Raw genomic sequence first — 26,941 nt, forward strand, 5'->3', positions numbered from 1 at the left:
GCGGGAAGAGGCACTGTGACCGAGCGGGAGGAGGGCGTGGTGAGCGAGCGGGAACCAACCGAGGTGGACGGAGTCGCGGAGGGCGTGGCGTCCGACGCCCCGCTGGTCGAGGCCCCGGCCGACACCGTCGCGGGCGAGGTGGTGCTCCGCCTCACCGACGTGGTCAAGACCTTCCCGGGCGTACGCGCCCTCGACGGGGTGCAGCTGGAGGTCCGCGCCGGCGAGGTGCACTGCCTGCTCGGGCAGAACGGCGCCGGCAAGTCCACCCTGATCAAGGTGCTGGCCGGGGTGCACCTGCCGGACTCCGGCCAGGTCGAGTGGCGGGGCGAGCCGGTCACCTTCGCGAACCCGCAGGCCGCCATGCGGGCCGGCATCGCCACGATCTACCAGGAGCTGGACCTGGTCGAGGACCTCTCGGTGGGGGAGAACGCCTTCCTCGGCCACGAGCCGCGCCGGCTGGGCTTCGTCCGCCGCGGGCACATGGCCCGGCGGACCCGGCAGATCCTCGGCCGGCTCGGCCACGCCGAGATCCCGCCGGGGCGGATGGTCCGGGCGCTGCCGGCGGCCGGCAAGCAGATCGTCAGCATGGCCCGCGCGCTGTCGCACGAGGCACGACTGATCATCATGGACGAGCCGAGCGCCGTGCTGGCCCACGACGAGGTCGGCAACCTGTTCCGGATCATCCGGGAGCTGACCGCGCAGGGCATCGCCGTCATCTACATCTCCCACCGGCTGGAGGAGATCCGCGAGATCGGCGACCGGGTCACCGTGCTGAAGGACGGCCGGACCACCGCGGCGAACCTGCCGGCCCGCGAGACTCCGACCCGCGACCTGGTCAGTCGGATGACCGGCCGGACCATCGAGTACGTCTTTCCGGAGCGCCCGGCGCAGGTCGCGGCCGGCGCCGAGCTGCTCGAGGTCGAGGGGCTGACCCGACCGGGCGAGTTCGCCGACGTGTCGCTCAGCGTGCGGGCCGGTGAGATCGTGGGCATCGCCGGGCTGGTCGGCTCCGGCCGCTCCGAGCTGCTGGAAACGATCTACGGCGCCCGCCGGGCCGAGACCGGCACGGTTCGGATGGCCGGCAAGGCGCTGCGGGCCGGCAGTGTCGGCGCGGCGGTACGGGCCGGAATGGGCATGGCGCCGGAGGAGCGCAAGAGCCAGGCGTTGCTGCTCGGCGAGCCGATCTACCGCAACGTCACCCTGGCCACCTTCGGCCGCTACGCCCGGCTCGGCTTCACCGACGCGGGCGCCGAGCGGGCCGAGGCGGACCGGATCGCCGAGAGCCTGGAGCTGCGCCCGCGTGACGTCCGGCGGCCGGTGCGCACCCTCTCCGGTGGCAACCAGCAGAAGGTGGTGGTCGGGCGCTGGCTGCTCGGCGACACCAAGCTCCTTCTGCTCGACGAGCCGACCCGGGGCGTGGACATCGGTGCCCGGGCCGAGCTGTACCAGGTCATCCGGGCGCTGGCCGCCCAGGGCGTCGGGGTGCTGCTGGTCTCCAGCGAGGTACCCGAGGTGCTCGGCCTGGCCGACCGGGTGCTGGTGATGCGGGAGGGGCGGGTCGTCCGCGAGGCCCCGGCCGGCGAACTCGACGAGAACACCGTGCTCGACCTCGTCATGGCGGGGTCCTTGATGGAAGGCGCACCGGCATGAGTGACGTGACTCCCACCGCGACGCCGGAGCGGGCAGCCCAGCTGCCGGCGCAGTCGCCGCCGGTGGATCCGGCGGAGACGGCGGCGGCCGGCGAGAAGGCGGCCCCGACCGGCAATCGGCTCTCCTGGTGGCGGGGTGATGGCGGCGACGGCGCCAAGCGCAACCTCGGTCTGATCGGGGTGCTGGTCGCGCTCATCGCGGTAGGGGCGATCACCAAACCCGACCTCTACGACGATCCGACCTGGGTCTGGAACAACATCCTGGCGATCCTGCAGCTCGCCTCCGTCGTGGGCGTGGTCACGGTCGGCATGACCTTCGTGATCATCGGCGGCGGGATCGACCTCTCGGTCGGCGCGATCGTGGCGCTGGCCGGGGTCTGGTGCACCACGGTGGCCACCCAGAGCTACGGTGCCGGCGGCATGATCTTCGCGGCCATCGTGGTGGGCATCTGCGTCGGTCTGGTCAACGGCGTGCTGATCTCGTACGGGCGGCTGGTGCCCTTCATCGCGACGCTCGCGATGCTGGTGGCCGCCCGCGGGCTCGCGGCGTCGATCTCGAACAAGCAGACCCAGGTGTCGAGCAGCACCTTCATCAACGACATCGCGGCGCGCAAGGTGCTCGGGATCCCGATCCTCGTCTACATCCTCGCCGCCGTCGTGGTGGCCGGGTGGATCCTGCTCAACCGGACGACCTTCGGACGGCGGACCATCGCCGTCGGCGGCAACCCGGAGGCCGCGCGGCTGGCCGGCATCAACGTCCGCCGGCACACCATGCTGCTCTACGCGCTCTCCGGTCTGTGCTGCGGCATCGCCGCCATCATGCTCACCTCGCAGGCCACCTCGGCCCAGGCGGCCATGGCCAACCTCTACGAGCTGGACGCGATCGCCGCCGCGATCATCGGCGGAACCCTGCTCAGCGGCGGCCGCGGCACCATCGTCGGCTCGCTGCTCGGCGTGATCATCTTCGCCACCATCACGAACCTCTTCGCCATCAACGGCCTCTCCATCGAGGCGCAGAACATGGTCAAGGGCGGCATTATCGTCGCCGCCGTCCTGGTCCAGCAGTTCCAGTTCAAGTCCTTCACTCGGCTCCTCGCGCGGAACAGGCTCACCACCACAACCTGACGCACCGCACGTTGTCCCTGGCGACGTCGAGATCTTCGACAGTGGCCGGACCTCGCACACCCTCACCAACTGAAACCCGCTCCCAGGAGGTCGTCATGACCCAGCACAGTCGCGACCTGTCGCGTCGTCGGTTGCTGTTCGGCGGTGCCGCCGTCGGTGCCGCCACCCTGCTCACCGCCTGCACCAGCAACGAGACGCCGGCGGCCAGCACCCAGACCAAGGCCGCCGGAGACGGCGCCGGCAACAACGCTCCCGGCAAGAAGGTGGTCATCGGCTTCTCCGCCCCGGCCGCCGACCACGGCTGGATGGGCGCGATCCACGCCAACGCCAAGGCGCAGGCCGCCGCCTACTCAGACGTCGAGCTGAAGGAGGTCGACGGCGGCACGACCTCCGAGGCGCAGCGCTCCACGCTGGGCACGCTGATCGCCCAGAAGCCGGACATCATCGTCGTGCTGCCGCACGACGGCAAGGAGGTCAACGCGGTTGCCCTCCAGGCGATGCAGGCGGGTATCCCGATCGTCAACCTCGACCGGGTGTTCCCCGACGCGCTGGCCTCCCGGCTGGTCATCAAGGGCGACAACTACGGCATGGGCGTGTCGGCCGGGCACTTCATCGGCAAGCAGCTGAAGGACAAGGGCGTCACCAACCCGGTGATCGGTGAGATCGCCGGCCTGGAGATCCCGCTGACCGTCGAGCGCAGCGCCGGCTTCGCGGCCGCCCTGGCGACCTACGGGTTCAAGGTGTCCAACCGTCGCTCGGCCGAGTTCACCTCGGACAGCGGCCAGCGCGAGGCGGCCCAGCTGCTCCAGGCATTGCCCAAGATCGACGCGATCTGGAACCACGACGACGACCAGGGCATCGGCGTGCTCGCCGCCATCAAGCAGGCCAACCGCTCCGAGTTCTTCATGGTCGGCGGCGCGGGCGCGAAGCTCGCGATCGACGCGATCAAGGCCGACAACTCGGTGCTCAAGGCGACGGTCACCTACAACCCGTCGATGGCCTCGTCGGCGATCTCCCTCGCCCGGCTCATCGCGCAGGGCCGGGGCATGGGGGACCTCACGGAGCTGCAGGTGCCCAAGGAAGTGACCCTCGCCTCCGAGACGATCACCAAGGAGAACGCGAGCAACTACGAGAAGCTCGGGTTCTGACACACGGGGGGAGACCCACCTTGTCCACGAGAGACAGAGACCTGCGGGTCGGTCTGGTCGGCTACGCGTTCATGGGCGCCGCGCACTCACAGGCGTGGCGCACCGTGAACCGGGTGTACGACCTGCCGGCGCGGGCTCGGATGGCGCTCATCTGCGGCCGGGACACCGGAAAGGTGGCCGACGCCGCCGACCGGCTCGGCTGGGAGGCGTACACCACCGACTGGCGTGACCTGATCAGCCGGGACGACATCGACGTGGTCGACGTCTGCACCCCGGGGGACAGCCATGCCGAGATCGCGCTCGCCGCGTTGGCCGCCGGTAAGCACGTACTGTGCGAGAAACCGCTGGCCAACACGGTGCAGGAGGCCAGGGCGATGGCCGCCGCGGCGGCCACCGCCCAGGCCGCCGGGGTGCGGTCGATGTGCGGGTTCAACTACCGCCGGGTGCCCGCGGTCACGATGATGCGCCAGCTGGTCGCCGACGGACGGCTCGGGGTGATCCGGCACGTCCGCGCGACGTACCTGCAGGACTGGATCGTGGACCCGCAGTTCCCGCTGGTGTGGCGGTTGCAGAAGGACAGGGCGGGCTCCGGCGCGCTCGGCGACATCGGCGCGCACATCATCGACCTGACCCAGTTCGTGACCGGCCAGCGGATCACCGGAGTGAGCGCGGTGACCGAGACGTTCGTCAAGGAACGTCCGCTGCCGGCGGAGTCCAGCGGGCTCGCCGCCACCCTCGACGGCAACGGTGACGGGCTGGCTGCCGGTGACGGCCACGGTCCGGCCACCGGTCCGGTCACCGTCGACGACGCCGCGGCCTTCGTGGCCCGGCTCGACGGTGGCGCGCTGGGCACGTACGAGGCGAGCCGGTTCGCCACCGGGCGCAAGAACGCCCTGCGTGTGGAGATCAACGGCTCGCTGGGCAGCCTGGTGTTCGACCTGGAACGCCTCAACGAGCTGGAGTTCTACGACGCGACGCTGTCCAGCACCGAGCAGGGCTTCAGCCGCATCCTGGTGACCGAGGGTGAGCACCCGTACATGTCGGCCTGGTGGCCGCCGGGTCACATCATCGGCTACGAGCACTCCTTCACCCACCAGATGCGCGACTTCATCGAGGCGATCGCCACCGGGGTCGACCCGGCTCCGTCCTTCGCCGACGCGTTGCAGGTCCAGCTGGTGCTGGACGCGGTGACCCGCTCGGCGGAGGAGGGCTCGTCCTGGACCGAGGTGGAGCCGGCGCTGACCGCGGTCGCGGTCTGAACCACGGCCCGGCCGGGCGGGAGTCCGGCCGGGCCACCACCCCCGACCCATCCGCGGTGGCGGTGATCCCGTCGCCACCGCCCGATCAGCTTTCCGGGAACGACCGGCGAGGGACCGGCCGCGGTTGCGCCCCGCGGCTCGGGACGAGGTCGATTCCGGAAGGGCGTGCAGCCAGGCCCCGCGGCCCGGTGGCGCACGAGCAGGACGGCTGTCCGGTGTGGCCGGACCGGGATTCCCCGGCCGCACCGGAGGGCCGCCACCACCCCGACGACGTTCCGGAGGAGCAGATGGCACCGCCAACGGCTCGCGCGACCGTCACCGACCAGTTCCGTCGCGCCGCGACGGACCGCGACTGCTGAAACGTCCGGCCGGGGCGCCATCGCCCTGACGGCTCGGATGCGGGGGAGGCAGGGTCGAGACGCCGACCCGACCCTGCCTGCCAGCCCCGTCCGTCCGCACCGCACCGGCAGCCGGTCCGGCGCCGTCGCCGCCGACTTCGACGCCGGACCGTCTCCGGAGCGGACGGGCGGACGGGGCCCATCCGATACATCGAGGTTTCTCACACTTCTATATCTTTCGGAATCAAATTCTGATATCAAGATAATTCGATGCACAACGGTCTTCCTGATCGGGAAGGGGCGCCATGCGTACGGGTGTCTGGCTGGTGGGGGCGCGCGGTTCTGTCGCGACCACCAGCATCGTCGGAGGGCTCGCGCTGCGCGCCGGCCTCACCGGTCCGGCTGGTTGCGTCACCGAGCTGCCGGAACTGCGCGGTCCCGCGCTCCCCGCCTTCAGCGACCTGGTCTTCGGTGGCCACGACGTGGCCACCACGCCGCTGGTCAAGCGTGCCGAGACGCTCGCAGCCGCCGGGGTGCTGCCAAGCCGGCTGGTCGCCGCCCTCCTCGACGAACTCGCCGCGGTGGAGCAGGAGCTGCGCCCCGCCCCGCCCGGCGCGACCCAGGCCGACCGGGCCGCCGCCGCCGTCCGGGATCTCACCGACTTCCGCGACCGGCACCGGTTGGAGCGGGTGGTCGTGGTCAACGTCTCGGCGACCGAGCCGGCCGTCCGGCCGCACCCGGGGCACGCCGACCCGACCGCGCTGCGCGCCGCGTTGACCGGCCCCGACGAGGTGCTGCCGGCCAGCTCGCTCTACGCGTACGCGGCGCTGACCGCCGGCTGCCCGTACGTCGACTTCACCCCGTCGACCGGGGCCCGGCTGCCGGCGCTGCACGCGCTGGCGGTCGAGCGCGGGCTGCCGTACGGCGGGCACGACGGCAAGACCGGCGAGACCCTGGTGAAGTCGGTGCTGGCCCCGATGTTCGCCATGCGGAACCTGACCGTGCACACCTGGTCCGGGCTGAACCTGCTCGGCGGCGGCGACGGCGCCAACCTGGCCGATCCGGCCGCCAACGCGGCCAAGGTGGAGAGCAAGCAGCGGGTGCTCGGCGAGACGCTGGGCTACGTGCCGCAGGGCGACACCCGGATCGACTTCGTGGAGGAGCTGGGCGACTTCAAGACCGCCTGGGATCTGATCACCTTCTCCGGCTTTCTCGGCACCCGGATGCGCATGGAGTTCACCTGGCACGGGTGCGACTCGGCACTCGCCGCGCCGCTGGTGCTCGACCTGGCCCGCCTCACCGCCGCCGCGCACGCCGGCGGGCACCGCGGCCCTCTCGAGGAGCTGGCCTTCTTCTTCAAGGACCCGCTCGGCGGGCCGACCCACTCGCTCGCCGAGCAGTGGACCCGGCTGGCGGAGTTCACCCGCCGCCTGCACGCCGGCCGGGGGAGCGCCGATGGCCACGCTGGCTGACCTCGCCGAGCTGGTCCGGGCGCCGGCCGCGCTCTCGGTCCCCGGGGACGTGGTCGCCGGGGCCGCCGCGGCCGGGGTGCTCGACCGGCGTACGCCCGCCCTGGCCGGCGCCTCGGTGCTGCTCTACTGGGCCGGAATGGCCGCCAACGACTGGGCGGACCGGCGGCTGGACGCCGTCGAGCGCCCGGAGCGCCCGATCCCCAGCGGCCGGGTCCACCCGGGCGCCGCGGTCGGCCTCGCCGCCGGTCTCACCGCCGCCGGCCTGGGCCTGGCCGCCGCCGCGGGCGGCCGGCGCGCGACGGCGGTGGCGGTGCCGCTGGCCGTGGCGGTCTGGGGCTACGACCTGCGGGCGAAGAACACCGCGGCCGGTCCCGCGGTGATGGCGGCCTGCCGGGGGCTGGACGTGCTGCTCGGCGCCGCCGGCGGTCGGCTGTCCCGCGCGCTGCCGGCCGCGCTGACCGTGGCCGCGCACACCTGGACGGTCACCGCGCTCTCCCGCCGCGAGGTCACCGGCGCCGACGTCACCCTGCCGCTGGGCACCCTCGCCGGCACCGCCCTGGTCGCCACGAGCGCGGTCACCGCACCCCGCCCACGCCCGACCCGACCGCCCGCCGACGGCGACGTCACCGTACGGTCCGCGCCGGCCCTCCGCTCCCGCCGCGCGGCGCTCGCCGCCGCGCTGCCGGCGGCGTTGACGGCCTGGTACGCCGCCGGCTACGGCCGGGCGCAGGCCCGGGTGGTCGCCGATCCGAGCGCCGGGCGGGTGCGCGCGGCGGTGGGTGCCGGGATCACCGGGCTGCCCGCGTTGCAGGGTGCGCTGACCGCCCGCAGCGGCGCCGGACTGCTCGGGTTGGCGGTCGCCGCGGCGGCCCCGCTCGGCCGCCGGCTCGCCCGGAGGGTCTCGCCGACATGACCGCACCGCCGCGCTTCGGCTACGGGACCAACGGGTTCGCCAACCACCGGCTGGACGACGCGCTCGCCGTCATCGCCGACCTGGGCTACGTCGGGGTGGCGCTCACCCTGGACCACGATCATCTCGACCCGTACCCGCCGGGGCTGGTCCGCCGGGTGGCCGCCGTGCGGCGCCGGCTGGAGACGCTCGGCCTGGCTGTGGTGATCGAGACCGGCGCCCGCTACCTGCTCGACCCCTGGCAGAAGCACGCGCCGACGCTGCTGCACGACGACCCGACCCGGCGGGTCGAGTTCCTGCGTCGGGCGGTGCGGATCGGCGCCGACCTGGGCGCGGAGGCGATTTCCTTCTGGGCCGGCGTATGCCCCGAGCCGGTCCCGCCGCGGACTGCCTGGGACCGGTTGGTGGCCGGGTGCGCCACGGTGGTCGACGCCGCCGACCGGGCCGGGGTGCGGCTGGGTTTCGAGCCGGAGCCCGGCATGCTGGTCGAGGACATCGCCGGCTGGCGGCGGCTGCGCGCCGCGCTCGACGATCCGGCCTGCTTCGGCATCACTCTCGACATCGGACACTGCCGCTGTCTGGAACCGTGGCCGGTGCCGCGCTGCGTGCACGAGGTGGCGGAGCACCTGGTCAACGTCCAGATCGACGACATGCGCCGGGGCGTGCACGAGCACCTCGAGTTCGGCGAGGGCGAGATCGACTTTCCGCCGGTGCTGCGAGCGCTGGATGACGCCGGCTACCGGGGTCTGATCGCGGTGGAGCTGCCCCGACACTCGCACGCCGCCCCCGCCGTGGCCGCCCGGTCCCTGGACTTCCTGCGCGCCGCCGCGCGGTCCGCGGGCCCGGCCCGCCCGGGCGGCGACGACCCGGGCGGTGGCGCCGACCCGGGGCCCGAGCACACCGACGGCCAGGACACCGACCGCCTCCTTTGCTCTGCTTCAGCGGAGGCGACAGCCGGTGTCCGCCATCCGGACACCGCCCGTCGCCTGGAGTGAAGCAGAGCAAAGGGCGCGGTGCGGTACCTGCCGACCAGCACGAGGGAGGAGACGGGATGACACCCGATCAACTGCGAGCGGCCCTGCGGGGCGTTCGGGACCCCGACTGGCTGGACGTGGCGCTGCGCCAGGTCGCCGCGGAACCGGCGGCGATCGACCGGTTCTTCCCCGCCGCCGGCCGGCACTGCGGCCGGGGGGAGCTGACCGGACTGCCCGGCTGGACCGCCGACGAGGCGGCCCGCGTCCTGCTGCTCACCGCCCTGCCCGCCGAGCACGTCCGCTACGCCGACGCGCTCTACCGGCACGGCGACGCGGCCGAGAAGCGGGCGGTGCTCAAGGCGCTGCCACTGCTGCCGATCGGCGGGGCCGGGGTGCCCCTGCTGCACGACGCGATCCGCACCAACGACACCCGGCTGGTCGCCGCGGCCCTCGGCCCGTACGCCCGCCACCTCGACCCCGCGGCCTGGCGGCAGGCGGTGCTGAAGTGCGTGTTCATGGAGGTGCCGCTTGCGGTCGTGGCCGACCTCGACACCCGCGCCGACGGGGAACTGGGCGTGATGCTGGGCGGCCTGGCCGCCGAACGGCAGGCCGCCGGCCGGAGCATGGCCGCCGACGCCACCGACCTGCTCGACCAGCTCAGCCCACAGGAGGCGTGATGCGCATCTTCGACCCGCACATCCACATGACCTCACGCACCACCGACGACTACGAGCGGATGGCCGCGGCCGGCGTCCGGGCGGTGGTGGAGCCGGCGTTCTGGCTCGGGCAACCGCGCACCAGCCCGGCCTCGTTCACCGACTACTTCGACTCGCTGATCGGCTGGGAGCCGTTCCGGGCCGGGCAGTTCGGCGTCCGGCACCACGCCACGGTGGCGCTGAACCCGAAGGAGGCCAACGACCCGCGCTGTCGTCCGGTGCTCGACCTGCTGCCCCGCTACCTCGACAAGGACGGCGTGGTGGCGGTCGGCGAGATCGGGTACGACTCGATGACCCCGGAGGAGGACGAGGCCTTCGCCGCCCAGCTGGCCATGGCCGTCGCCCACGACCTGCCGGCGCTGGTGCACACCCCGCACCGGGACAAGGCCCGGGGGGTCGAGCGCACCCTCGCCGTGGTCCGCGAGTCCGGCATCGAACCGGGTCGGGTGGTGGTCGACCACCTCAACGAGGTGACCGTCAAGCTGGTCCGGGACACCGGCTGCTGGCTCGGCTTCTCCATCTACCCCGACACCAAGATGTCGCCGCCGCGGATGGTCGAGCTGCTGCGGGAGTACGGAACCGAGCGGATGCTGGTCAACTCGGCGGCCGACTGGGGACGCTCGGACCCGCTGCTCACCCGGGCCACCGCCGAGGCGATGCTGCTGGCCGGGTTCACCGACGACGACGTCGACCAGGTGCTCTGGCGCAACCCGGTGGAGTTCTACGGCCAGTCGGGGCGGCTCGACCTGACCGGCCTGGACCTCGCCGACGTCGGCGGCACGGCCGGGACGTTCGCCGGCAACTCGATCCTGCGCGGAGGCAGCTGATGCGGCTGCGACACGCCGGTGGCGAGACCGTCCACCTCGGCTACTGCACCAACGTGCACCCCGCCGAGGACCTCGCCGGCATCCTGGCCCAACTGGACACCTACGCCGTACCCGTCCGGGCGGCGCTCGGCGCCGACCTGCTCGGCCTCGGGCTCTGGCTGGCCGCGCCGGTCGCCGCCGAACTGGCCGCCGACCCGGCGGCCCGCCGGCGGCTACGGACCGAACTGACCGCCCGGGGGTTGGAGGTGGTCACCCTCAACGGCTTCCCGTACGCCGCGTTCCAGGCCCCGGTCGTGAAGGGCGACGTCTACCACCCGGACTGGACCACCGCGCCGCGGCTGGCGTACACCCTCGACCTGGCCCGGGTGCTGGCCGACCTGCTGCCGGACGACGCGGCCCGCGGTTCGATCTCCACCCTGCCGCTGGCTTGGCGCTCGCCCTGGGACACCGACCGGGCCGACGCGGCCCGGCGTCGTCTCGACCAGCTCGCGGCCGGCCTGGCCGCCGTGGAGCGGGACACCGGCCGGCGGATCCGGGTCGGTTTCGAGCCCGAACCCGGTTGCCTGGTAGAGAGCACGAAACAATCCGCCACGATACTGTCCGGTATGGACACTCGGCTCGGCGTCTGCCTCGACCTCGCACACCTTGCCTGTGCCTGGGAGGAGCCGGCCGAGGCGCTGGCCCGGCTGTGCGCGGCCGACCTGCCGGTGGTGAAGGTGCAGGTCTCGGCCGCGCTGGAGGCGGCCGACCCGGTTGGCGCGAGGGAGGCGTTGCGCCGCTGGGTGGAGCCCCGCTTCCTGCACCAGACCCGGGCCGTCGGCTGCGCGGGCGCCGCCGACCCGGCCGATCCGGCGTACGCGGCCGACGACTTGGACGCCGCCCTGGACGCGGAGCTGCCCGGGCCGTGGCGGGTGCACTACCACGTGCCGCTGCACGCCCCGCCGGAGCCACCACTGGACTCCACCCTGCCGGTGCTGCGCGCCGCGCTGGCCGCGCTCTTCGCCGGCCCGGACGCGGGCTGCGACCACCTCGACGTGGAGACGTACACCTGGGGGGTGCTGCCCGAGGCGCGGCGCCCGCGCACCGACGCGGAGCTGGCCGCCGGGATCGCCGCGGAGCTGGCGTTCGCCCGCGACGAGCTGGCCACGCTCGGCCTCGCGCCGGTGACCCGGACCGAGCGAAGCGAGGTGGCGGCATGAGCGAGCGTCAGCGAGCGAGTCATCGACTCAGAGCGGTAGTGCCTCATGGCGGCACGGAGCGAAGCGGAGTGCCGGCATGAGCAGGCGGTTGGTCGTGCTGGACGTGGTCGGGCTGACCCCGCGGTTGCTGGCGCACATGCCGCGGCTGCGCGGGGTCGCCGACGGCGGGTTCCGGGCCGAGCTGGGCACCGTGCTGCCCGCGGTGACCTGCTCGGTGCAGTCCACCTTCCTCACCGGGGAGCCGCCGGCCGGGCACGGCATCGTCGGCAACGGGTGGTACTTCCGGGACCTCGGCGAGGTGCTGCTGTGGCGGCAGCACAACGCGCTGGTCGGCGGGGAGAAGCTCTGGCAGGCGGCCCGGCGGGCCGAGCCCGGCTACACCGTGGCGAACGTCTGCTGGTGGTACGCGATGGGCGCGGACGTGGACTGGACGGTCACCCCGCGCCCGGTCTACTACGCCGACGGGCGCAAGGAACCGGACTGCTACACCGATCCGCCGGAGCTGCACGACCGGCTCACCGAGCGGCTCGGCACCTTCCCGCTCTTCACCTACTGGGGACCGGGCGCCGGGCTGCCCTCCTCGGCCTGGATCTGCCGGGCCGCCGAGCAGATCCTCGCCGACCACGCGCCGGACCTGACCCTGGTGTACGTCCCGCACCTCGACTACGACCTGCAACGCTTCGGCCCCTCCTCTCCCCAGGCCGCCGCGGCGGCGGCCGCGCTGGACGAGGCGCTCGGCCCGCTGATCGACGCCGCCCGGGCCCGGGACGCGACGGTGGTGGCGTTGTCGGAGTACGGCATCACCGACGTGTCCCGACCGGTCGACGTCAACCGGCTGCTGCGCGCCGAGGGCCTGCTGCGGGTGCACACCCAGGCCGGGATGGAGTACCTCGACCCGTGGACGTCCCGCGCGTTCGCGGTGGCCGACCACCAGGTCGCGCACGTCTACGTCAAGGATCCGGCGGACGTGCCGGCGGTGGCGAAGCTCTGCGCGGGCCTGCCCGGAGTGGCCGAGGTGCTGGACGCGGAGGGCAAGGCCGCGCACGGGCTGGACCATCCGCGTGCCGGCGAGCTGGTGCTGGTGGCCGAGCCGGACGCCTGGTTCACCTACTACTACTGGCTCGACGACGCCATGGCCCCCGACTTCGCCCGGCTGGTCGAGATCCACCGCAAGCCCGGCTACGACCCGGCCGAACTCTTCTTCGACCCGGCCGCCCCGGTCGCCGCCAAGCGCCGGGCCGCGGTGGCGCTGGCCCGCAAGAAGCTCGGCATGCGCTACCTGATGAGCGCGGTCGGGCTGGACGCCGGGGCCCGGGCGGTGCGCGGATCGCACGGCCGGCTCCCGGCCGACCCGGCCGACGCGCCGGTGCTGCTCTGCTCCGATCCGGCCGCGTCCCGGGACCGGGTCGCGGCGACGGAGGTCAAGGGGCTCCTGCTGGAGCTGGCCGGGCTGGCGAAGGCCGGCACACCACCGGCCGAGGAGGTACGTGTCACCCCGACGGCGTCCGGCGTGCCGAGGGAGGCGTCGTGACGCTCACCGTGGCGCCCACCGACGCGAGCGGGCTGCGCGCCCGCTTCGACGCCGAGCTGGCCGCGTTCCTCGAACGGCAGGGCCCGGACTGGCCGGACGGGGCGCCGCGCGGCGTCTTCACCGCGTTGCAGCGGTTCGTGCTGGCCGGTGGGAAACGACTGCGCCCGCTCTTCTGCTACTGGGGCTGGCGGGGGGCGGGCGGCAACGACGGCGCCCCGATCGTGGTGGCCGCGGCCGCGCTGGAGCTGTTCCACGCGTTCGCGCTGATCCACGACGACATCCTGGACGGCAGCGACCGACGCCGGGGCGAGCCGTCGGTGCACCGGCTCTTCGCCGACCTGCACGCCCGCTCGTCCTGGCGGGGCGACCCGGAGACCTACGGCCGCAACACCGCGCTGCTCTGCGGCGACCTCTGCGCCGCCTGGTCCGACCAGATGTTCCACGAGTGCGGGCTCACCACCGAGCAGGTGCACCGGGGGTACGCGATGTTCGCCCTGATGCGGACCGAGGTGATCGCCGGGGAGTACCTGGACCTGGTCTCCGGGGTCGGCGACGGCTCGGTGGCCAGCGCGTTGACCGTGATCCGGATGAAGGCGGCCCGCTACACCGTCACCCGTCCGTTGCAGATCGGCGCGGCGCTGGCCGGCGGGCCGCCGGAGCTGATCGAGGCGATGGCCGAGTTCGGCGACCCGCTCGGCGACGCGTTCCAGCTCCGCGACGACGTGCTGGGAGTCTTCGGCGACCCGGCGGTCACCGGCAAGTCGGTCCTGGACGACCTGCGTGAGGGCAAGCCGACGGTGATGATGGCGTTGGCCCGCAGCGTCGCCGACCGGACGCAGACCGCCCGGCTGCGGGAGCTGTTCGGCAACCCGGACCTGGACCCGGAGGGCGCGGCCGAGCTGCGCGCGATCATCGAGGCCACCGGCGCGCGGGAGCGGATCGAGCAGATGATCCGGGTGCGCACCGAGGGGGCGCTGGCCGCCCTGGAGAGCGCGCCGCTCGACGACGCGACGCGGGCCGCGCTGGTCGGTCTCGCGGGGCAGGCGATCGACCGCCGCTCCTGACCGACCGCCGCCCACCGGACGTTGGCTGGGACTTTTAGCCGAATCAGCGAAAGTCCGGGTTGGCTCGGCAGAAGGTATGGACACATTGACATCTACGACTTAATGTCGTGGCCACCACCACACTGTTTCGTCGAGGTGAACCGGCGGCGCGGTAACCCATCGACTGGTGACCTCCGAGAACGTGGCTCCACCGACCGGTGGTCACGGCCGGCCCGATCGGCACCCGGGCCGCCTACCGCAACCCCGCTACGGCATCCGGCGCGTCGGCGCGCGCCCGCCCTGGCAGACACTCGTCAGGAAGGGACAGCCCTCGTATGTCCACATTGGACAAAGCACCTCAGCGACCCCGACGATGGTTCTCCGCCGGATCGGCGCTGCTGCTGGTCACCGCGGCCGGCACGGTCGCGCTCGGCGCCGGCCCGGCCGCGCTCGGCGGCCCCACCGCCGCGCAGGCGCATCCGATCAACGCGACCGACTTCCAGCAGGTCGAGCTCGCCCGCGGCGTCGCCGAGATGGGCGAGCCGATGTCGTTGGCCGTGCTGCCGGACCGGTCGGTCCTGCACACCGCGCGCAACGGCACCCTGCGCCGCACCGACGCGAACGGCAGCACCACGGTGATCGGCACGCTCCCGGTCTACACGCACGACGAGGAAGGCCTGCAGGGCGTCGGGGTCGACCCGAACTTCGCCACCAACCGGCACATCTTCCTCTACTACGCCCCGCCGCTCTCCACCCCCGGCGGGGACGCCCCGGCCACGGGCAGCGACTTCTCCGCCTGGCAGGGCGTCAACCGGTTGTCCCGGTTCACCCTCAACGCGGACTTCACCGTCAACCAGGCCAGCAAGGTCGACGTGCTCGACGTGCCGGCCGACCGGGGACTCTGCTGCCACGTCGGCGGGGACATCGACTTCGACGCAGCCGGCAACCTCTACCTCTCCACCGGCGACGACACCAACCCGTTCGACTCCGCCGGCTACGCGCCGATCGACGAACGGACCAACCGCAACCCCGGCTATGACGCCCAGCGCAGCGCCGGCAACACCAACGACCTGCGTGGCAAGCTGCTCCGGATCAAGGTCAACGCGAACGGGACCTACTCGATCCCGGCCGGCAACCTCTTCCCGGCCGGCACGGCCCGGACCCGGCCGGAGATCTACGCGATGGGCTTCCGCAACCCGTTCCGGATCAGCGTGGACAAGGCCACCGGCGTCGTCTACGTCGGCGACTACGGGCCGGACGCCGGCTCCACCAGCGCCACCCGAGGACCCTCCGGCCAGGTCGAGTTCAACCGGGTCACCGCGCCGGGCAACTACGGCTGGCCGTACTGCACCGGCACGAACACCAGCAGCGAGACGTACAACGAGTGGGACTTCGCCGCCAACGCCACCGGCCCGAAGTTCAACTGCACCGGCGGGCCGACGAACAACTCGTTCCGCAACACCGGCCTGGCCACCCTCCCGGCCGCCAAGCCGGCCTGGATCCGGTACGGCGGCGACGCCGGCAGCCCGACCGAGTTCGGCGGCGGCTCGGAGTCCCCGATGGGCGGCCCGGTCTACCGGTACAACGCCTCGTCGACCTCGACGGTGAAGTTCCCGCAGTCCTTCGACGGGCAGTTCTTCGCCACCGAGTTCGGCCGGGGCTGGATCAAGCCGATCCACGTCAACGCCGACGGAAGCCGGGGCGTCATCGACACCTTCCCGTGGACGGGCAAGCAGGTGATGGACTCGGCGTTCGGCCCGGACGGGGCCTACTACGTCCTCGACTACGGCACCGGGTACTTCAACGGGGACGCCAACTCGGCGCTCTACCGGTTCGAGTACATCGGCGGCGGCAACCGGGCGCCGACGGCGGCGGCCAGCGCCAACCGGACCTCCGGCGCCGCGCCGCTGGCCGTGACGTTCTCCTCGGCCGGCTCGTCCGACCCGGAGGGCGGCGCCCTGACGTACGCGTGGGCGTTCGGCGACGGCACCACCTCCACGGCGGCCAACCCGACGAAGACCTACACCGCCAACGGGACGTACACCGCCACGCTCACCGTCCGCGACCCGCAGGGCGCCACCGGCAGCGCCAGCGTGGTGATCAGCGTCGGCAACACCGCGCCGACGGTCACCATCAACGCGCCCGGCAACGGCAAGCTCTTCTCCTTCGGCGACACGGTGCCGTTCACCATCACCGTCAGCGACCCGGAGGACGGCACGATCGACTGCACCAAGGTCAAGATGACCTACGTGCTCGGCCACGACCAGCACGGGCACCAGATCACCTCGCAGAACGGCTGCTCCGGCTCGATCACCATCCCCGTCGACGGGGAGCACGACTACGCGGCGAACATCTTCGGCATCTTCGACGCCGAGTACACCGACGCGGGCGGCCTGACCACGCACACCCAGCACACCCTGCAGCCGCGGCACCGGCAGGCCGAGCACTTCAAGACGTCGTCGGGCATCAACACCTTCGACAAGGCCGCCGCCGAGGGTGGCAAGACCGTCGGTGACATCAACAACGGGGACTGGATCGCCTTCCAGCCGTACCAGTTGGGCAACGTGACATCGTTCAGCGCCCGGGTCTCCTCGGCCGGCGCCGGCGGCACCCTCCAGGTGCGGGCCGGCTCCGCCACCGGCACCGTGCTCGGCTCGGCCACCGTCCCGGTGACCGGCGGCTGGGAGACCTTCGCCACGGTGAACGGGACGCTCAGCAGCCCGCCCGCCGGCACCACCACGCTCTACCTGACCTTCGCCGGGTCGGGCACCGGAGCGCTCTACGACGTGGACGCCTTCACGCTGAACACCGGCACCGCCACCGGCGGCGCCGGCCCGATCCGGGGCCTGGCGAGCAAGTGCCTGGACGTCCGGTCCGGCGCCACCGCCGACGGCACGCAGATCCAGCTCTACACCTGCAACGGCAGCACCTCGCAGGCCTGGACGGTGACGCCGAACTCGACGGTGCGCGCCCTGGGCAAGTGCCTCGACGTCTCCGGTGGTGGTTCGGCCGACGGAACGAAGATCCAGCTGTGGACGTGCAACGGCACGGGAGCGCAGAACTGGTCGGCGCAGGCCGACGGCACGCTGCGCAACCCGCAGTCGGGCAAGTGCCTCGACGTGTCGGGCAACAACTCGGCCGACAGCACGCCGGTGCACCTGTGGACCTGCGTGGCCGGCGCGGCCAACCAGAAGTGGATCCTGCCCTGACCTGAGTTGAGCGGAGGGGTCGCCGGTTCCGGCGTACCGTCGAGACCGGTGGCCCCTCCCGACCGACCCTAGGAGAGCGACATGCGCAGACTCCTGCGACCCGTCCTCGGCGCGGCCACCGCCGTCCTCGCCGTCATCGCCTGCACCACCCCGGCCACCCCGGCCAGCGCCGCCGACGCCCCCTACGACGTGCTGGTCTTCTCCAAGACGGCCGGCTTCCGGCACGACTCGATCGCGGTCGGCACCCAGGCCATCCGCGACCTCGGCGCGGCGAACAACTTCACGGTCACCGCGACCGAGGACGCCGCCCAGTTCACCACCAGCAATCTCGCCCGGTTCGAGACGGTGGTCTTCCTCAACACCACCGGCGACGTGCTCAACGCGACCCAGCAGACCGCCTTCGAGTCGTACATCGGCGGCGGCGGTGGCTACGTCGGCGTGCACGCCGCGGCCGACACCGAGTACGGATGGTCCTTCTACGGCAACCTGGTCGGCGCGTACTTCGCCTCGCACCCGGCGATCCAGCAGGCCAACGTGAAGGTGGAGAACCGGGCGCACGCGGCGACCGCGCACCTGCCGCAGACCTGGACCCGCACCGACGAGTGGTACAACTACCAGACCAACGCCCGGTCGACCGCCCGGGTGCTGGCCACCCTCGACGAGTCGTCCTACTCGGGCGGCGGGATGGGCGCCGACCACCCGCACTCCTGGTGCAAGACCTACAGCGGCGGCCGGTCCTTCTACACCGGTGGCGGGCACACCCAGTCGTCGTACGCCGAGCCGGCGTTCCGCGCCCACCTGCTCGGTGGCATCCGCTACGCGGCCGGCCGGACCAAGGCCGACTGCCGACCGGAGACCGGCTACAGCACCCTCTACAACGGCTCGACCACCGGCTGGTCGCAGGCCGGGCCGGGCAACTTCAGCAACTCCGACGCCACCCTCACCTCCGTCGGTGGGATGGGGCTGTACTGGTACAGCGCGAAGCAGTTCACCAACTACTCGCTGAAGCTCGACTGGCGGCTGGCCGGCGACGACAACTCCGGGGTGTTCATCGGCTTCCCGCCGTCGAGCGACCCGTGGTCGGCGGTGAACAACGGCTACGAGATCCAGATCGACCCCACCGACGCGGTCGACCGGACCACCGGCGCGGTCTACACCTTCAAGTCGGCCGACATCGCGGCGCGGGACGCGGCGCTGAACCCGGCGGGGGAGTGGAACACCTACGAGCTGCTGGTCGAGGGGGAGCGGCTGCAGCTCTTCCTGAACGGTGTGAAGATCAACGACTTCACCAACACCGACCCGGTCCGCTCGCTCGCCGGGCACATCGGCATCCAGAACCACGGCACCGGTGACGACGCCTCGTTCCGCAACATCCGGATCAAGGAACTCGGCACCACCCCGCCGCCGACCGGCAACGTCACCGTCCAGGCCGAGGCGTTCAGCTCCGCCAGCGGTGTCAGCGCGGTCGGCAAGACCGGCGCCAACGGCGGGCAGACCCTCGGCTACGTCGAGCCGGGCGACTGGGCGGCGTACAACGGCGTCGACCTGACGGGGGTCACCTCGTTCCGGTCCCGGATCGTCTCCGGCGGGCCGGGCGGCACCATCCAGGTGCGTACCGGCTCGACCAACGGCCAGGTGCTCGGCTCGGTGGCGGTGCCGAACACCGGTGGCTGGAACACCTTCGCCGACGTCACCACGACCCTCTCCGGCGTACCGTCCGGCGCGCAGAACCTCTACCTCACCTTCACCGGGTCGGGCGGCGGGCTCTTCGACGTGGACGACTTCACCCTGGTGAAGGGGAGCGGAGGCGGCACCGGCACCGGGCCGATCCGGGGCCTGGCGGGTAAGTGCCTGGACGTGCGCAACGCCGGCACGGCCGACGGTACGCAGGTCCAGATCTACACGTGCAGCGGCAGCGCGGCGCAGACCTGGACGGTGACGCCGAACTCGACCGTGCGGGCGCTGGGCAAGTGCCTGGACGTCTCCGGCAGCGGGTCGGCGGACGGCACGAAGATCCAGCTCTGGACGTGCAACGGCACGGGAGCGCAGAACTGGTCGGCGCAGGCCGACGGCACGCTGCGCAACCCGCAGTCGGGCAAGTGCCTGGACGTCTCCGGCAACAACTCGGCCGACAGCACGGCGGTGCACCTGTGGACCTGCATCGCCGGGGCGGCCAACCAGAAGTGGACCCTGCCCTGAGCCGCTGATCGCGGGTCGCGGTAGGTCCGAGAGCGACATGCCCCAGGGGAGTGAATTCCGCTGGGGCATGTCGCTCGTGCGTGGGTGCCGCGCGGGCCGCGGCACCCAGGCTCTTCCGTGCCGCTTCCGGTCGACCTAGAGTGGGGTCGGCGACCGTGATGGTGGCCGGTGACCCGGCGGGAGGCGCAACCCGGCGGGCCCAGGTGCGTCCCGCACCCACCGGTCCTCCACCGCGGCCCCGCCGCGCACCGGTGCGACCGGTCGCCCTCGCCCCGGTCCGCCCGTACGGAATCCCCATCACAACAGGGGAGAGAAGGACAATGGCGCGACCTATCACGCTCTTCACCGGCCAGTGGGCCGATCTTCCGTTCGACGAGGTCTGCCGGCTCGCCTCCGAGTGGGGCTACGACGGGCTGGAGATCGCCTGCTGGGGCGACCACTTCGAGGTCGACAAGGCGCTCGCCGACGACTCGTACGTCGAGCGCAAGCGGGAGACCCTGGCCAAGCACAACCTCCAGGTCTTCACGATCTCCAACCACCTGGTCGGCCAGGCCGTCTGCGACCACCCCATCGACGAGCGGCACCAGGACATCCTGCCCGCCCGGATCTGGGGCGACGGGGAGCCCGAGGGGGTGCGTCAGCGGGCCGCCGAGGAGATCAAGGACACTGCCCGGGCGGCGGCGAAGCTGGGGGTGAACACCGTCGTCGGCTTCACCGGCTCGTCGATCTGGCACACCCTGGCGATGTTCCCGCCGGTGCCGCCGTCGATGATCGAGAAGGGCTATCAGGACTTCGCCGACCGGTGGAATCCGATCCTCGACGTCTTCGACGAGGTCGGGGTGCGGTTCGCCCACGAGGTGCACCCGAGCGAGATCGCGTACGACTACTGGACGACCAAGCGGGCGCTGGAGGCGATCGGCAACCGGCCCGCCTTCGGGCTGAACTGGGACCCGTCGCACTTCGTCTGGCAGGAGCTGGACCCGGTGAACTTCATCTTCGACTTCGCCGACCGGATCTACCACGTGGACTGCAAGGACGCCAAGGTGCGCACCGGGGACGGGCGGCGTGGCCGGCTCGCCTCGCACCTGCCCTGGGCCGATCTGCGCCGCGGCTGGGACTTCGTCTCCACCGGCCACGGCGACGTGCCGTGGGAGGACTGCTTCCGGGCGTTGAACGCGATCGGCTACTCCGGGCCGATCTCGATCGAGTGGGAGGACGCCGGGATGGACCGCCTGGTCGGCGCCCCGGAGGCGCTCCAGTTCGTCCGCCGGCTGGCCTTCGACGCCCCGACCGCCGCCTTCGACGCGGCGTTCAGCAGCAAGGACTGAACCACCCGGCCCGGGGGTCGGCCGCCGGTCGGCCCCCGGCCCGGTCAGTGCGTGGTGAAGACGTGCTCGCTGACCAGCCGCGCCGCGCCCACCAGCGCGGCCCGGTCGGCCAGGTCGGTCAACACGACCGGCATGGTGCCGGTGGCCAGCGGGGCCGACCGGCGGTAGACCACGCTGCGGATCTCGGCGAGCAGGAGGTGACCTGCCCCGTCCGGCGCGCCACCGATCACGACGATGCCCGGGTTGAAGAAGCTGACCAGCCCGACCAGCACCCGGCCGAGGCGCCGCCCCGCGTCGCGTACCACGGCCTGGGCGGCGGGGTCGCCGGCGGTCGCCGCGGCGGCCACGTCCCGCACGGTCAGCGTGCCCGCGGCGGCGAGCCGGGCGGCCAGCGCACCGGGCGGGCCGGACCGTGCGGCGGTCAGCGCCGCCCCGACCAGCCCGGCGTCGCCGCAGTAGGCCTCCACGCAGCCGCTCTCGCCGCAGACGCAGGCCGGCCCGTCCTCGCCCAGCGGCAGGTGCGCGATGTCGCCGGCGCTGCTGGTCGCGCCGCGGTAGAGCGTCCCGCCGAGCACCAGGCCGCAGCCGATCGCCGTGCCGAGCTTGAGGTAGAGGAAGTCGTCGAAGGTACGGCCGATTCCGGTGTGCTGCTCGCCGAGGGCGAGCAGGTTGGCGTCGTTGTCCACCAGCGCCGGGCAGCCCAGCTCGGTGGCGAACGCGTCCCGGACTCCGAACCGCTGCCAGCCGGGCAGGACCGCGGGCGCGACGGAGGTGCCGGCCTCGACGCCGACCGGCCCGGGCAGGCCGATGCCGACCCCGGCCAGCTCGGCGACGCCCAGCTCGGCGCGGAGCTTATCGACGAGTTCGACGGCCCGAGCGATCACCGGTTCCGGCCCGGTGCGGACGTCGACCGCGTCGTCGGCCTCGGCCCGGACGTTCAGCTCACCGTCGGTGATCGCGACCCTGACCCGGTCGGCGGCGACGACCACGCTGGCGAAGCGCACCCCGCCGGCGAGGCGCAGCAGCGACGAGCGACGCCCGCCGCGGGAGGCCGCCGGCCCGGCGGTCTCGACCAGGCCCCCGGCGACCAGCCGCTCCAGCTCCGTGGTCAGCGTCGAGCGGGACAGGCCCAGCGCGTCGCCCAGCTCCACCCGGGAGCGGGGGCCGTCGTCGCGGAGCAACCGGACGAGCCGTGCCTGCTGCGTGTTCTCCGGCCGGACGAGCACCATCGCCATCACCTCCGGCTGGAGTCTTCCACGGCGGTGTTACCGCCTTGTAGCGACCAGGGGCCGCATCCGATGACGGATGCGACCCCTGGCGTTACCTGTCGAGTCTGTCAGCCCCGCAGACTCGACATGTGCCGGTAGCTGATCTCCGCGTACCGCAGCGAGCGGCCCGGGTCGGTCGCCCCGCCCGGCGCGTTGTCCTGCTCCCACATCGGGTTGTGGTAACCCTTCGCGCCCATGTTTGCGAAGAAGTTCCCGTAGTCGATGTCGCCCTCGCCGAGCGGCACCATTGCGTAGCCGGCCGCGCTGGCCGGGTCGTAGGTGCCGTCCTTGGCGTGGAACAGCGGGAACCGGATGGTCTGCGCGGCGACCACGGCCAGCGGGTCGAAGATGCTGGTCTGGGTCACCCCGTCCGGGTCGGTGTAGCTGCGGAACCGGTGCTGGGCCACGTGCGCCCAGTAGATGTCCATCTCGAACCAGACCCACTCCGGGTTGGTCAGCCCGATGAAGTACTCCAGCTTGCGCACGCCGGAGGACCGGGTCGGCCGACCCTGGGCGTCCAGCGGTCCGCTGTCGAGCAGGAAGTTGTACGCCGCGTCGTGGTTGTGCGTGTAGAGCTTGAGCCCACGGGCGGCGGCCATCTCACCGAAGGTGTTCCACCGGTCCACGGCGGCGTCCCAGTCGGCCTTGAAGTTGCTGCCGGTCGGGTCGTTGCCGGTGCCGATGTGGGTCATGCCGAGGATCTCGGCGGTGTCCAGCGTCTGCTCGAACGCGGCGATGGTGTCCGGGGTGACCGTGCTCGGGACGGAGGCGTGCGAGCCGTTGGCGCGCAGCCCGTTGTCGTCGAGGATCTTGCGGATCTCCGTCGGGGTGATCTGCCGGCCCAGGATCGAGGTGTTCTGGGTGTACCCGGCGAACTCCACCTCCTTGTAGCCGATCTCGGCCAGCCGGCCGAGGACCCGCTCGAAGCCGTACGGCACGCCGCTGGTGTCCGGGGCGGCGCTGATCCGGTCCCGGACGCTGTAGAGGATGATGCCGCGCTTGCCGGTGGGGACGAGCAGGCCGTTGCCGGCGAGGGCCGGGGAGGCCAGGCCGGTGGCGCCGACGGCGGCCACGCCGGCGGCGCCGGCCAGGGCGCCGAGCATCCGGCGCCGGCTCATTCCGTGCTGACTGTCGTTCATCTGCTGCCTTTCCTGGTGCGGTTGGTGGGTGGAGCGGTTGGCCGGGGCCGCCGCGGCGGCCCCGGCCACGGCGTCGTCAGGACGTGACGCCGATGCCCTGTCCGGCGAACTCGATCCAGTTCAGGTTTCCGAAACCGCTGGTCGGGCCGCCGGGAACGGTGGTGAAGACGAGGTAGAGCCGGTGCGGGCCACCCGGGTCGGTGATCGGCACGGTGGTGCTGGTGAAGGCGTTGTTGCCGGTGGTGGCGTTGACCACCGCGGTGCCCAGCAGCGGGCCGGTGGGGGAGTCCAGCCGCAGTTGGACGCCGAACCGCGGCTGCCCGGCGGTCGCCGTGCTGCCGCCCGAGGTGCGCAACGTGACCGACTGCATGTTCCGCAGGTCCACCGTGTTGTTGACCGCGATCCAGTCACCCGGGTCGAGGCTGCCCCGCTGCTGCCCGCCACCGGTGTCGGCGCTGGCGCCGACGGTGGTGCCGGACTGGTCGACGGCGAACTCGACCTCCTGCCGCTTGTCCTGGATGACCTGCTGGTCCACCGTGGTCAGCGCCGGCTGCCCGTTGGCGCCGAGGTCGGTGTAGGAGGCGCTCACCACGCCGTAGATGTAGCCGCCGTGCGAGGCGTCGTCCGGATCGGTGGGCAGCACCCCCGAGCAGCCGAACTGGTTGGCCTCGCCGTGCCCGTGACTGTCGTGCCCGAGCACGAAGGTCACCTCGACCTTGCCGCAGTCGACCGGCCCGTCCTCAGGGTCGGTGACCGTCACCGACCACGGGATGCCGTCACCCCAGCTGAAGAAGCCACCCTCCAGCGGGGTGTTGACGGTGACCGTCGGCGCGGTGTTGCCGACCGTGATGGTGGTGTTGGCCGACGCGGTCTTGCCGCTGGAGTCGGTCACCGTCAGCCGGGCGGTGTAGACGCCGTTGGCGGTGTAGGTGTGCGTCGGGTTCGGGTCGACCGAGTCGGTCGTGCCGTTGCCGTCGAAGTCCCAGGCGAACGAGATGGAGTCCGCCGGGTCCGGGTCCTTCGACCCCTCGCTGCTGAACGCGACGCTCAGCGGTGCGGTGCCGTTGGTCCGGTCCGCGGTGAGCACCGCGTTCGGCGCCCGCAGCCCCTTGACGTAGCTGAACTTCAGCATCGCCGCGTCCGGGTTGACGTTGAAGAACCCGTCGCCGTACGTCAGCAGGTAGAAGTTCCCGTCCGGACCCCACTTCATGTCCATCGGGTTGTCGCAGAGGAACGGCTTCGTCGGCGTGGTGGGCGCCTGCCCGCAGTTCAACACGTTGTTGATCTTCAGGATGTCGCCCTGACCGTCGAGCCGGATCTCCTTGAGCGTGTCCCGGGTGAACTCGCCGAAGAAGATCGCGCCATCGAAGTACGCGGGGAACTTCGTCTCCGACCTCAGCTCCGGGTCGTAGTCGTAGCGCGCCGCGCCGTGCGGGCCGACGCCGCCGGTGCCCAGCTCCGGGAAGAGCACCGGGCAGGTCTGCGTCGGGGTGGACAGGTAGGACTCCGGGCAGGGAGTCGGGGCCTGGAACGAGTACCAGAGCTCCGACTTCTGCACCGCCGGCAGGTCGGTCAGGCCGGTGTTGTGCCGGGAGTTGTTCCGCGGCGCCGCGCAGTCGAACGGCGCCACCGGCGAGATCGGGTTGGTGGTCCAGTTCATCTCGATGTACGGCAGGTTCGGCTGCACGCACATCGGCCAGCCGTAGTTCGCCGGCTTGTCGACAACCATCATCCGACCGGTGCCCGCCGGGCCCCGGCCCACCGCGGCGGTCGAGGAGTCGGGGGAGTAGTCGGTGACGTAGGCGACGTCGTCGGAGTCGAGGGTGATCCGGAACGGGTTCCGGAAGCCCATCGCGTAGATCTCCGGCCGGGTCTTGTCGCCCGGGTCCTGGGCCTCGGGGAACATGTTGCCCGCCGGCACGGTGTAGCTGCCGTCCGCCTGGACCGAGACCCGCAGGATCTTGCCGCGCAGGTCGTTGGTGTTGGCCGAGCTGCGCCGGGCGTCCACGAACGGCGCCTGGTAGACCCCGGTGGCGCTGACCGAGTCGTTGTGCGGCGAGAAGCCGCCCGAGCCACCGCCGCCGGCCGGGGTGTCGTCCCCGGTCACCAGCCAGAGGTTGTTCGCCGAGTCGAAGGCGATGTCACCGGCGACGTGACAGCAGGCGCCACGGTCGACCGGCACCTGGAGGATCTTCTGCTCCGAGGCGACGTCCAGCGACGGGGACTCGCCGTCGACGAACTTGAAGCGGGACAGTTGGAAGTAGCCCTTCCACTGGTCCCAGGCCGCCGGATCGGTGCTGGTGGTCGGCGCGCCGCCGGTGGGGGTGTCCAGTGGTGGCGCGTAGTAGAGGTACACCCACTTGTTGGTGGCGAAGTCCCGGTCGATCGCCGGCCCGTACATCCCGTCCTCGCTGTGCGTGTAGACCGGGATCTGGGCGAGCACGGTGGTCTGGTTGCTCTTCGGGTCGTGCAGCCGTACGCCACCGCGACGGTCGGTCTGGATGACCCGGCCGTCGGGCAGCACGTCGAAACCGATCGGCTCGTTGACGTTCGGCTGCGCGCCGACGACCTCCATCTGGTAGTTGGCCAGCACGGTCGCACCACAGTCACCGTCGGTGGTGCCGGCCGCCCACTGGATCGCTCCGGCGAGGTGGGCCCGCAGGTCGGCGCCGGAGTAGCTCTCCGGGGTGGCGCCGAGTCCGGTGTAGAAGGAGCGGCCGCCCTGGTAGTCCTTGCACCAGGTGACCGGATGGTCGAAGCCCATGCTGCCGCCGGCGTACGTCTTCTCGTCCACCGTGGCCAGGACGTGTGAGAAGCCCCGGACGTTGGCCGCGAAGTTGTACCACCGGTCGGTCGTGGTCCACCGCTCGGGCAGCGGGGCGGACGCCGGGTGCACCCGGTCGGCGACGGTGACCGTGGCCGCGCTGGCCGGTGCCGCGGGCCCCGCGGCGCGGGTGCCGAGCACCTGGTCGAGGAAGGACCAGCCCGGCTCCGCCTCGATCGCCGAGTGCACGCCGACGAAACCACCGCCGTCGCGGTAGTACTGCTCGAACGCCGCCTGCTGGGCGTCGGTCAGCACGTCGCCGGACGTGTTCAGGAACACCACCGCGCGGAACTGCTTGAGGTGCGGCTCGTCGAACTTGCGGGAGTCGTCGGTGACCTCGACGGTGAACCGCCGGTCCTTGCCGAGTTCCCGGATCGCGGCGACCCCGGCGTCGGTGGCGGCGTGGCTGCCGCCGGCCGACCGGGTGAAGACGAGGACCTTGTACTGGATGCCGTTGCTCTGCTCGGCCGGGGCGGCCTGCGCCGGCGTCGGTTGGTGGGGTTCGGTCGCGACGAGCGTCGCGCCGACGAGGGTGAGAAGGCTGAGGTAGGTGACGGCTCTTCGGCCGATGGGTCTGCGCATCGAACCTCGCTCTGGTCGGGCGGGTCCGCCCCAGCGCCGGTACGTCGCTGAGGAGGTCGCCGGGGGAGTACCAAGAGCCTGGCCAGGTTCTACGCAGGACGATATTTGCGGCTGACACCAAAGAGAAGGGGTAACCGGCAGAAGTTTTTGTCGATACGGTCGAACTTTCGTTCCAAATCGGAGAAAGTCTCCCCGAGGCGT

18 protein-coding genes are annotated in these 26,941 nt (G+C 72.2%); 15 read left to right on the forward strand and 3 right to left on the reverse strand.

The features are described 5' to 3' along the window. The first annotated feature begins 138 nt into the window (after nucleotides 1-138). From AB0C04_RS06770 to AB0C04_RS06840, 15 genes are all read left to right on the forward strand, one after another. Entirely contained in the window at nucleotides 139-1,650 is a 1,512-nt protein-coding gene (locus AB0C04_RS06770) for a sugar ABC transporter ATP-binding protein (RefSeq protein WP_357050725.1), read from the forward strand. Continuing rightward, on the forward strand, nucleotides 1,647-2,774 hold the full coding sequence (locus AB0C04_RS06775) for an ABC transporter permease (RefSeq protein WP_357049460.1): 1,128 nt from the start codon (nucleotides 1,647-1,649) through the stop codon (nucleotides 2,772-2,774). The genes AB0C04_RS06770 and AB0C04_RS06775 overlap by 4 nt, the downstream gene beginning before the upstream one ends. 95 nt (nucleotides 2,775-2,869) lie before the next feature. After that, nucleotides 2,870-3,922 (forward strand): substrate-binding domain-containing protein, encoded by a 1,053-nt coding sequence (locus AB0C04_RS06780; RefSeq protein ID WP_350874061.1) that lies wholly within the window; start codon nucleotides 2,870-2,872, stop codon nucleotides 3,920-3,922. A gap of 20 nt (nucleotides 3,923-3,942) precedes the next feature. Further along, nucleotides 3,943-5,181, forward strand: a complete 1,239-nt coding sequence (locus tag AB0C04_RS06785; RefSeq protein ID WP_357049465.1) for a Gfo/Idh/MocA family oxidoreductase — start codon at nucleotides 3,943-3,945, stop codon at nucleotides 5,179-5,181. A 643-nt stretch (nucleotides 5,182-5,824) separates the two neighbouring features. Continuing rightward, complete coding sequence (locus tag AB0C04_RS06790) at nucleotides 5,825-6,991, forward strand: inositol-3-phosphate synthase (protein ID WP_357049468.1); 1,167 nt, start codon at nucleotides 5,825-5,827, stop codon at nucleotides 6,989-6,991. Then, on the forward strand, nucleotides 6,975-7,904 hold the full coding sequence (locus tag AB0C04_RS06795; RefSeq protein WP_357049471.1) for an SCO3242 family prenyltransferase: 930 nt from the start codon (nucleotides 6,975-6,977) through the stop codon (nucleotides 7,902-7,904). Before AB0C04_RS06790 ends, AB0C04_RS06795 begins: the two co-directional genes overlap by 17 nt. Then, nucleotides 7,901-8,896 carry a sugar phosphate isomerase/epimerase family protein gene (locus tag AB0C04_RS06800; protein WP_357049474.1) on the forward strand — a complete coding sequence of 332 codons (996 nt, stop codon included), beginning with the start codon at nucleotides 7,901-7,903 and terminating at the stop codon, nucleotides 8,894-8,896. Before AB0C04_RS06795 ends, AB0C04_RS06800 begins: the two co-directional genes overlap by 4 nt. Before the next feature lie 56 nt (nucleotides 8,897-8,952). Then, nucleotides 8,953-9,552 (forward strand): EboA domain-containing protein, encoded by a 600-nt coding sequence (locus tag AB0C04_RS06805; RefSeq protein ID WP_357049478.1) that lies wholly within the window; start codon nucleotides 8,953-8,955, stop codon nucleotides 9,550-9,552. Continuing rightward, nucleotides 9,552-10,418 carry a TatD family hydrolase gene (locus AB0C04_RS06810; protein ID WP_357049481.1) on the forward strand — a complete coding sequence of 289 codons (867 nt, stop codon included), beginning with the start codon at nucleotides 9,552-9,554 and terminating at the stop codon, nucleotides 10,416-10,418. Before AB0C04_RS06805 ends, AB0C04_RS06810 begins: the two co-directional genes overlap by 1 nt. Continuing rightward, on the forward strand, nucleotides 10,418-11,617 hold the full coding sequence (gene eboE / locus AB0C04_RS06815) for a metabolite traffic protein EboE (RefSeq protein ID WP_357049484.1): 1,200 nt from the start codon (nucleotides 10,418-10,420) through the stop codon (nucleotides 11,615-11,617). Before AB0C04_RS06810 ends, eboE begins: the two co-directional genes overlap by 1 nt. 76 nt (nucleotides 11,618-11,693) lie before the next feature. Further along, nucleotides 11,694-13,148: a nucleotide pyrophosphatase/phosphodiesterase family protein gene (locus tag AB0C04_RS06820; RefSeq protein WP_357049487.1), complete on the forward strand. Its 1,455-nt coding sequence runs from the start codon at nucleotides 11,694-11,696 to the stop codon at nucleotides 13,146-13,148. Continuing rightward, nucleotides 13,145-14,212 (forward strand): polyprenyl synthetase family protein, encoded by a 1,068-nt coding sequence (locus AB0C04_RS06825; RefSeq protein WP_357049490.1) that lies wholly within the window; start codon nucleotides 13,145-13,147, stop codon nucleotides 14,210-14,212. The genes AB0C04_RS06820 and AB0C04_RS06825 overlap by 4 nt, the downstream gene beginning before the upstream one ends. A gap of 314 nt (nucleotides 14,213-14,526) precedes the next feature. Continuing rightward, a complete protein-coding gene (locus tag AB0C04_RS06830) occupies nucleotides 14,527-17,400 on the forward strand; it encodes a ricin-type beta-trefoil lectin domain protein (RefSeq protein ID WP_357049493.1) in 2,874 nt (957 codons plus the stop codon). 81 nt (nucleotides 17,401-17,481) lie between these two features. Further along, on the forward strand, nucleotides 17,482-19,599 hold the full coding sequence (locus tag AB0C04_RS06835) for a ThuA domain-containing protein (protein ID WP_357049497.1): 2,118 nt from the start codon (nucleotides 17,482-17,484) through the stop codon (nucleotides 19,597-19,599). A 320-nt stretch (nucleotides 19,600-19,919) separates the two neighbouring features. Then, nucleotides 19,920-20,927: a sugar phosphate isomerase/epimerase family protein gene (locus AB0C04_RS06840; RefSeq protein WP_350874073.1), complete on the forward strand. Its 1,008-nt coding sequence runs from the start codon at nucleotides 19,920-19,922 to the stop codon at nucleotides 20,925-20,927. 44 nt (nucleotides 20,928-20,971) lie between these two features. On the opposite strand, the gene AB0C04_RS06845 is transcribed toward AB0C04_RS06840, so the two are convergent. The 3 genes from AB0C04_RS06845 to AB0C04_RS06855 form a co-directional block, all read right to left on the reverse strand. Then, nucleotides 20,972-22,156, reverse strand: coding sequence for an ROK family transcriptional regulator (locus AB0C04_RS06845; RefSeq protein WP_357049500.1), 1,185 nt, complete (start codon nucleotides 22,154-22,156; stop codon nucleotides 20,972-20,974). Between the two features lie 107 nt (nucleotides 22,157-22,263). Further along, complete coding sequence (locus tag AB0C04_RS06850; RefSeq protein ID WP_357049503.1) at nucleotides 22,264-23,334, reverse strand: TIM barrel protein; 1,071 nt, start codon at nucleotides 23,332-23,334, stop codon at nucleotides 22,264-22,266. Between the two features lie 76 nt (nucleotides 23,335-23,410). Continuing rightward, entirely contained in the window at nucleotides 23,411-26,740 is a 3,330-nt protein-coding gene (locus AB0C04_RS06855) for a ThuA domain-containing protein (protein WP_357049506.1), read from the reverse strand. Between the last annotated feature and the right edge of the window lie 201 nt (nucleotides 26,741-26,941).

Source organism: Micromonospora sp. NPDC048909 (genome assembly GCF_040649635.1).
Lineage (GTDB): Bacteria > Actinomycetota > Actinomycetes > Mycobacteriales > Micromonosporaceae > Micromonospora.

Coding starts and splice junctions, on each gene's coding strand:
- AB0C04_RS06840 (WP_350874073.1), top strand. CDS start 19,920: ATGGCGCGACCTATCACGCTCTTCACCGGCCAGTGGGCCGATCTTCCG.
- AB0C04_RS06830 (WP_357049493.1), top strand. CDS start 14,527: ATGTCCACATTGGACAAAGCACCTCAGCGACCCCGACGATGGTTCTCC.
- AB0C04_RS06790 (WP_357049468.1), top strand. CDS start 5,825: ATGCGTACGGGTGTCTGGCTGGTGGGGGCGCGCGGTTCTGTCGCGACC.
- AB0C04_RS06835 (WP_357049497.1), top strand. CDS start 17,482: ATGCGCAGACTCCTGCGACCCGTCCTCGGCGCGGCCACCGCCGTCCTC.
- AB0C04_RS06810 (WP_357049481.1), top strand. CDS start 9,552: ATGCGCATCTTCGACCCGCACATCCACATGACCTCACGCACCACCGAC.
- AB0C04_RS06845 (WP_357049500.1), bottom strand. CDS start 22,156: ATGGTGCTCGTCCGGCCGGAGAACACGCAGCAGGCACGGCTCGTCCGG.
- AB0C04_RS06775 (WP_357049460.1), top strand. CDS start 1,647: ATGAGTGACGTGACTCCCACCGCGACGCCGGAGCGGGCAGCCCAGCTG.
- AB0C04_RS06800 (WP_357049474.1), top strand. CDS start 7,901: ATGACCGCACCGCCGCGCTTCGGCTACGGGACCAACGGGTTCGCCAAC.
- AB0C04_RS06780 (WP_350874061.1), top strand. CDS start 2,870: ATGACCCAGCACAGTCGCGACCTGTCGCGTCGTCGGTTGCTGTTCGGC.
- AB0C04_RS06795 (WP_357049471.1), top strand. CDS start 6,975: ATGGCCACGCTGGCTGACCTCGCCGAGCTGGTCCGGGCGCCGGCCGCG.
- AB0C04_RS06850 (WP_357049503.1), bottom strand. CDS start 23,334: ATGAACGACAGTCAGCACGGAATGAGCCGGCGCCGGATGCTCGGCGCC.
- AB0C04_RS06805 (WP_357049478.1), top strand. CDS start 8,953: ATGACACCCGATCAACTGCGAGCGGCCCTGCGGGGCGTTCGGGACCCC.
- AB0C04_RS06820 (WP_357049487.1), top strand. CDS start 11,694: ATGAGCAGGCGGTTGGTCGTGCTGGACGTGGTCGGGCTGACCCCGCGG.
- eboE (WP_357049484.1), top strand. CDS start 10,418: ATGCGGCTGCGACACGCCGGTGGCGAGACCGTCCACCTCGGCTACTGC.
- AB0C04_RS06855 (WP_357049506.1), bottom strand. CDS start 26,740: ATGCGCAGACCCATCGGCCGAAGAGCCGTCACCTACCTCAGCCTTCTC.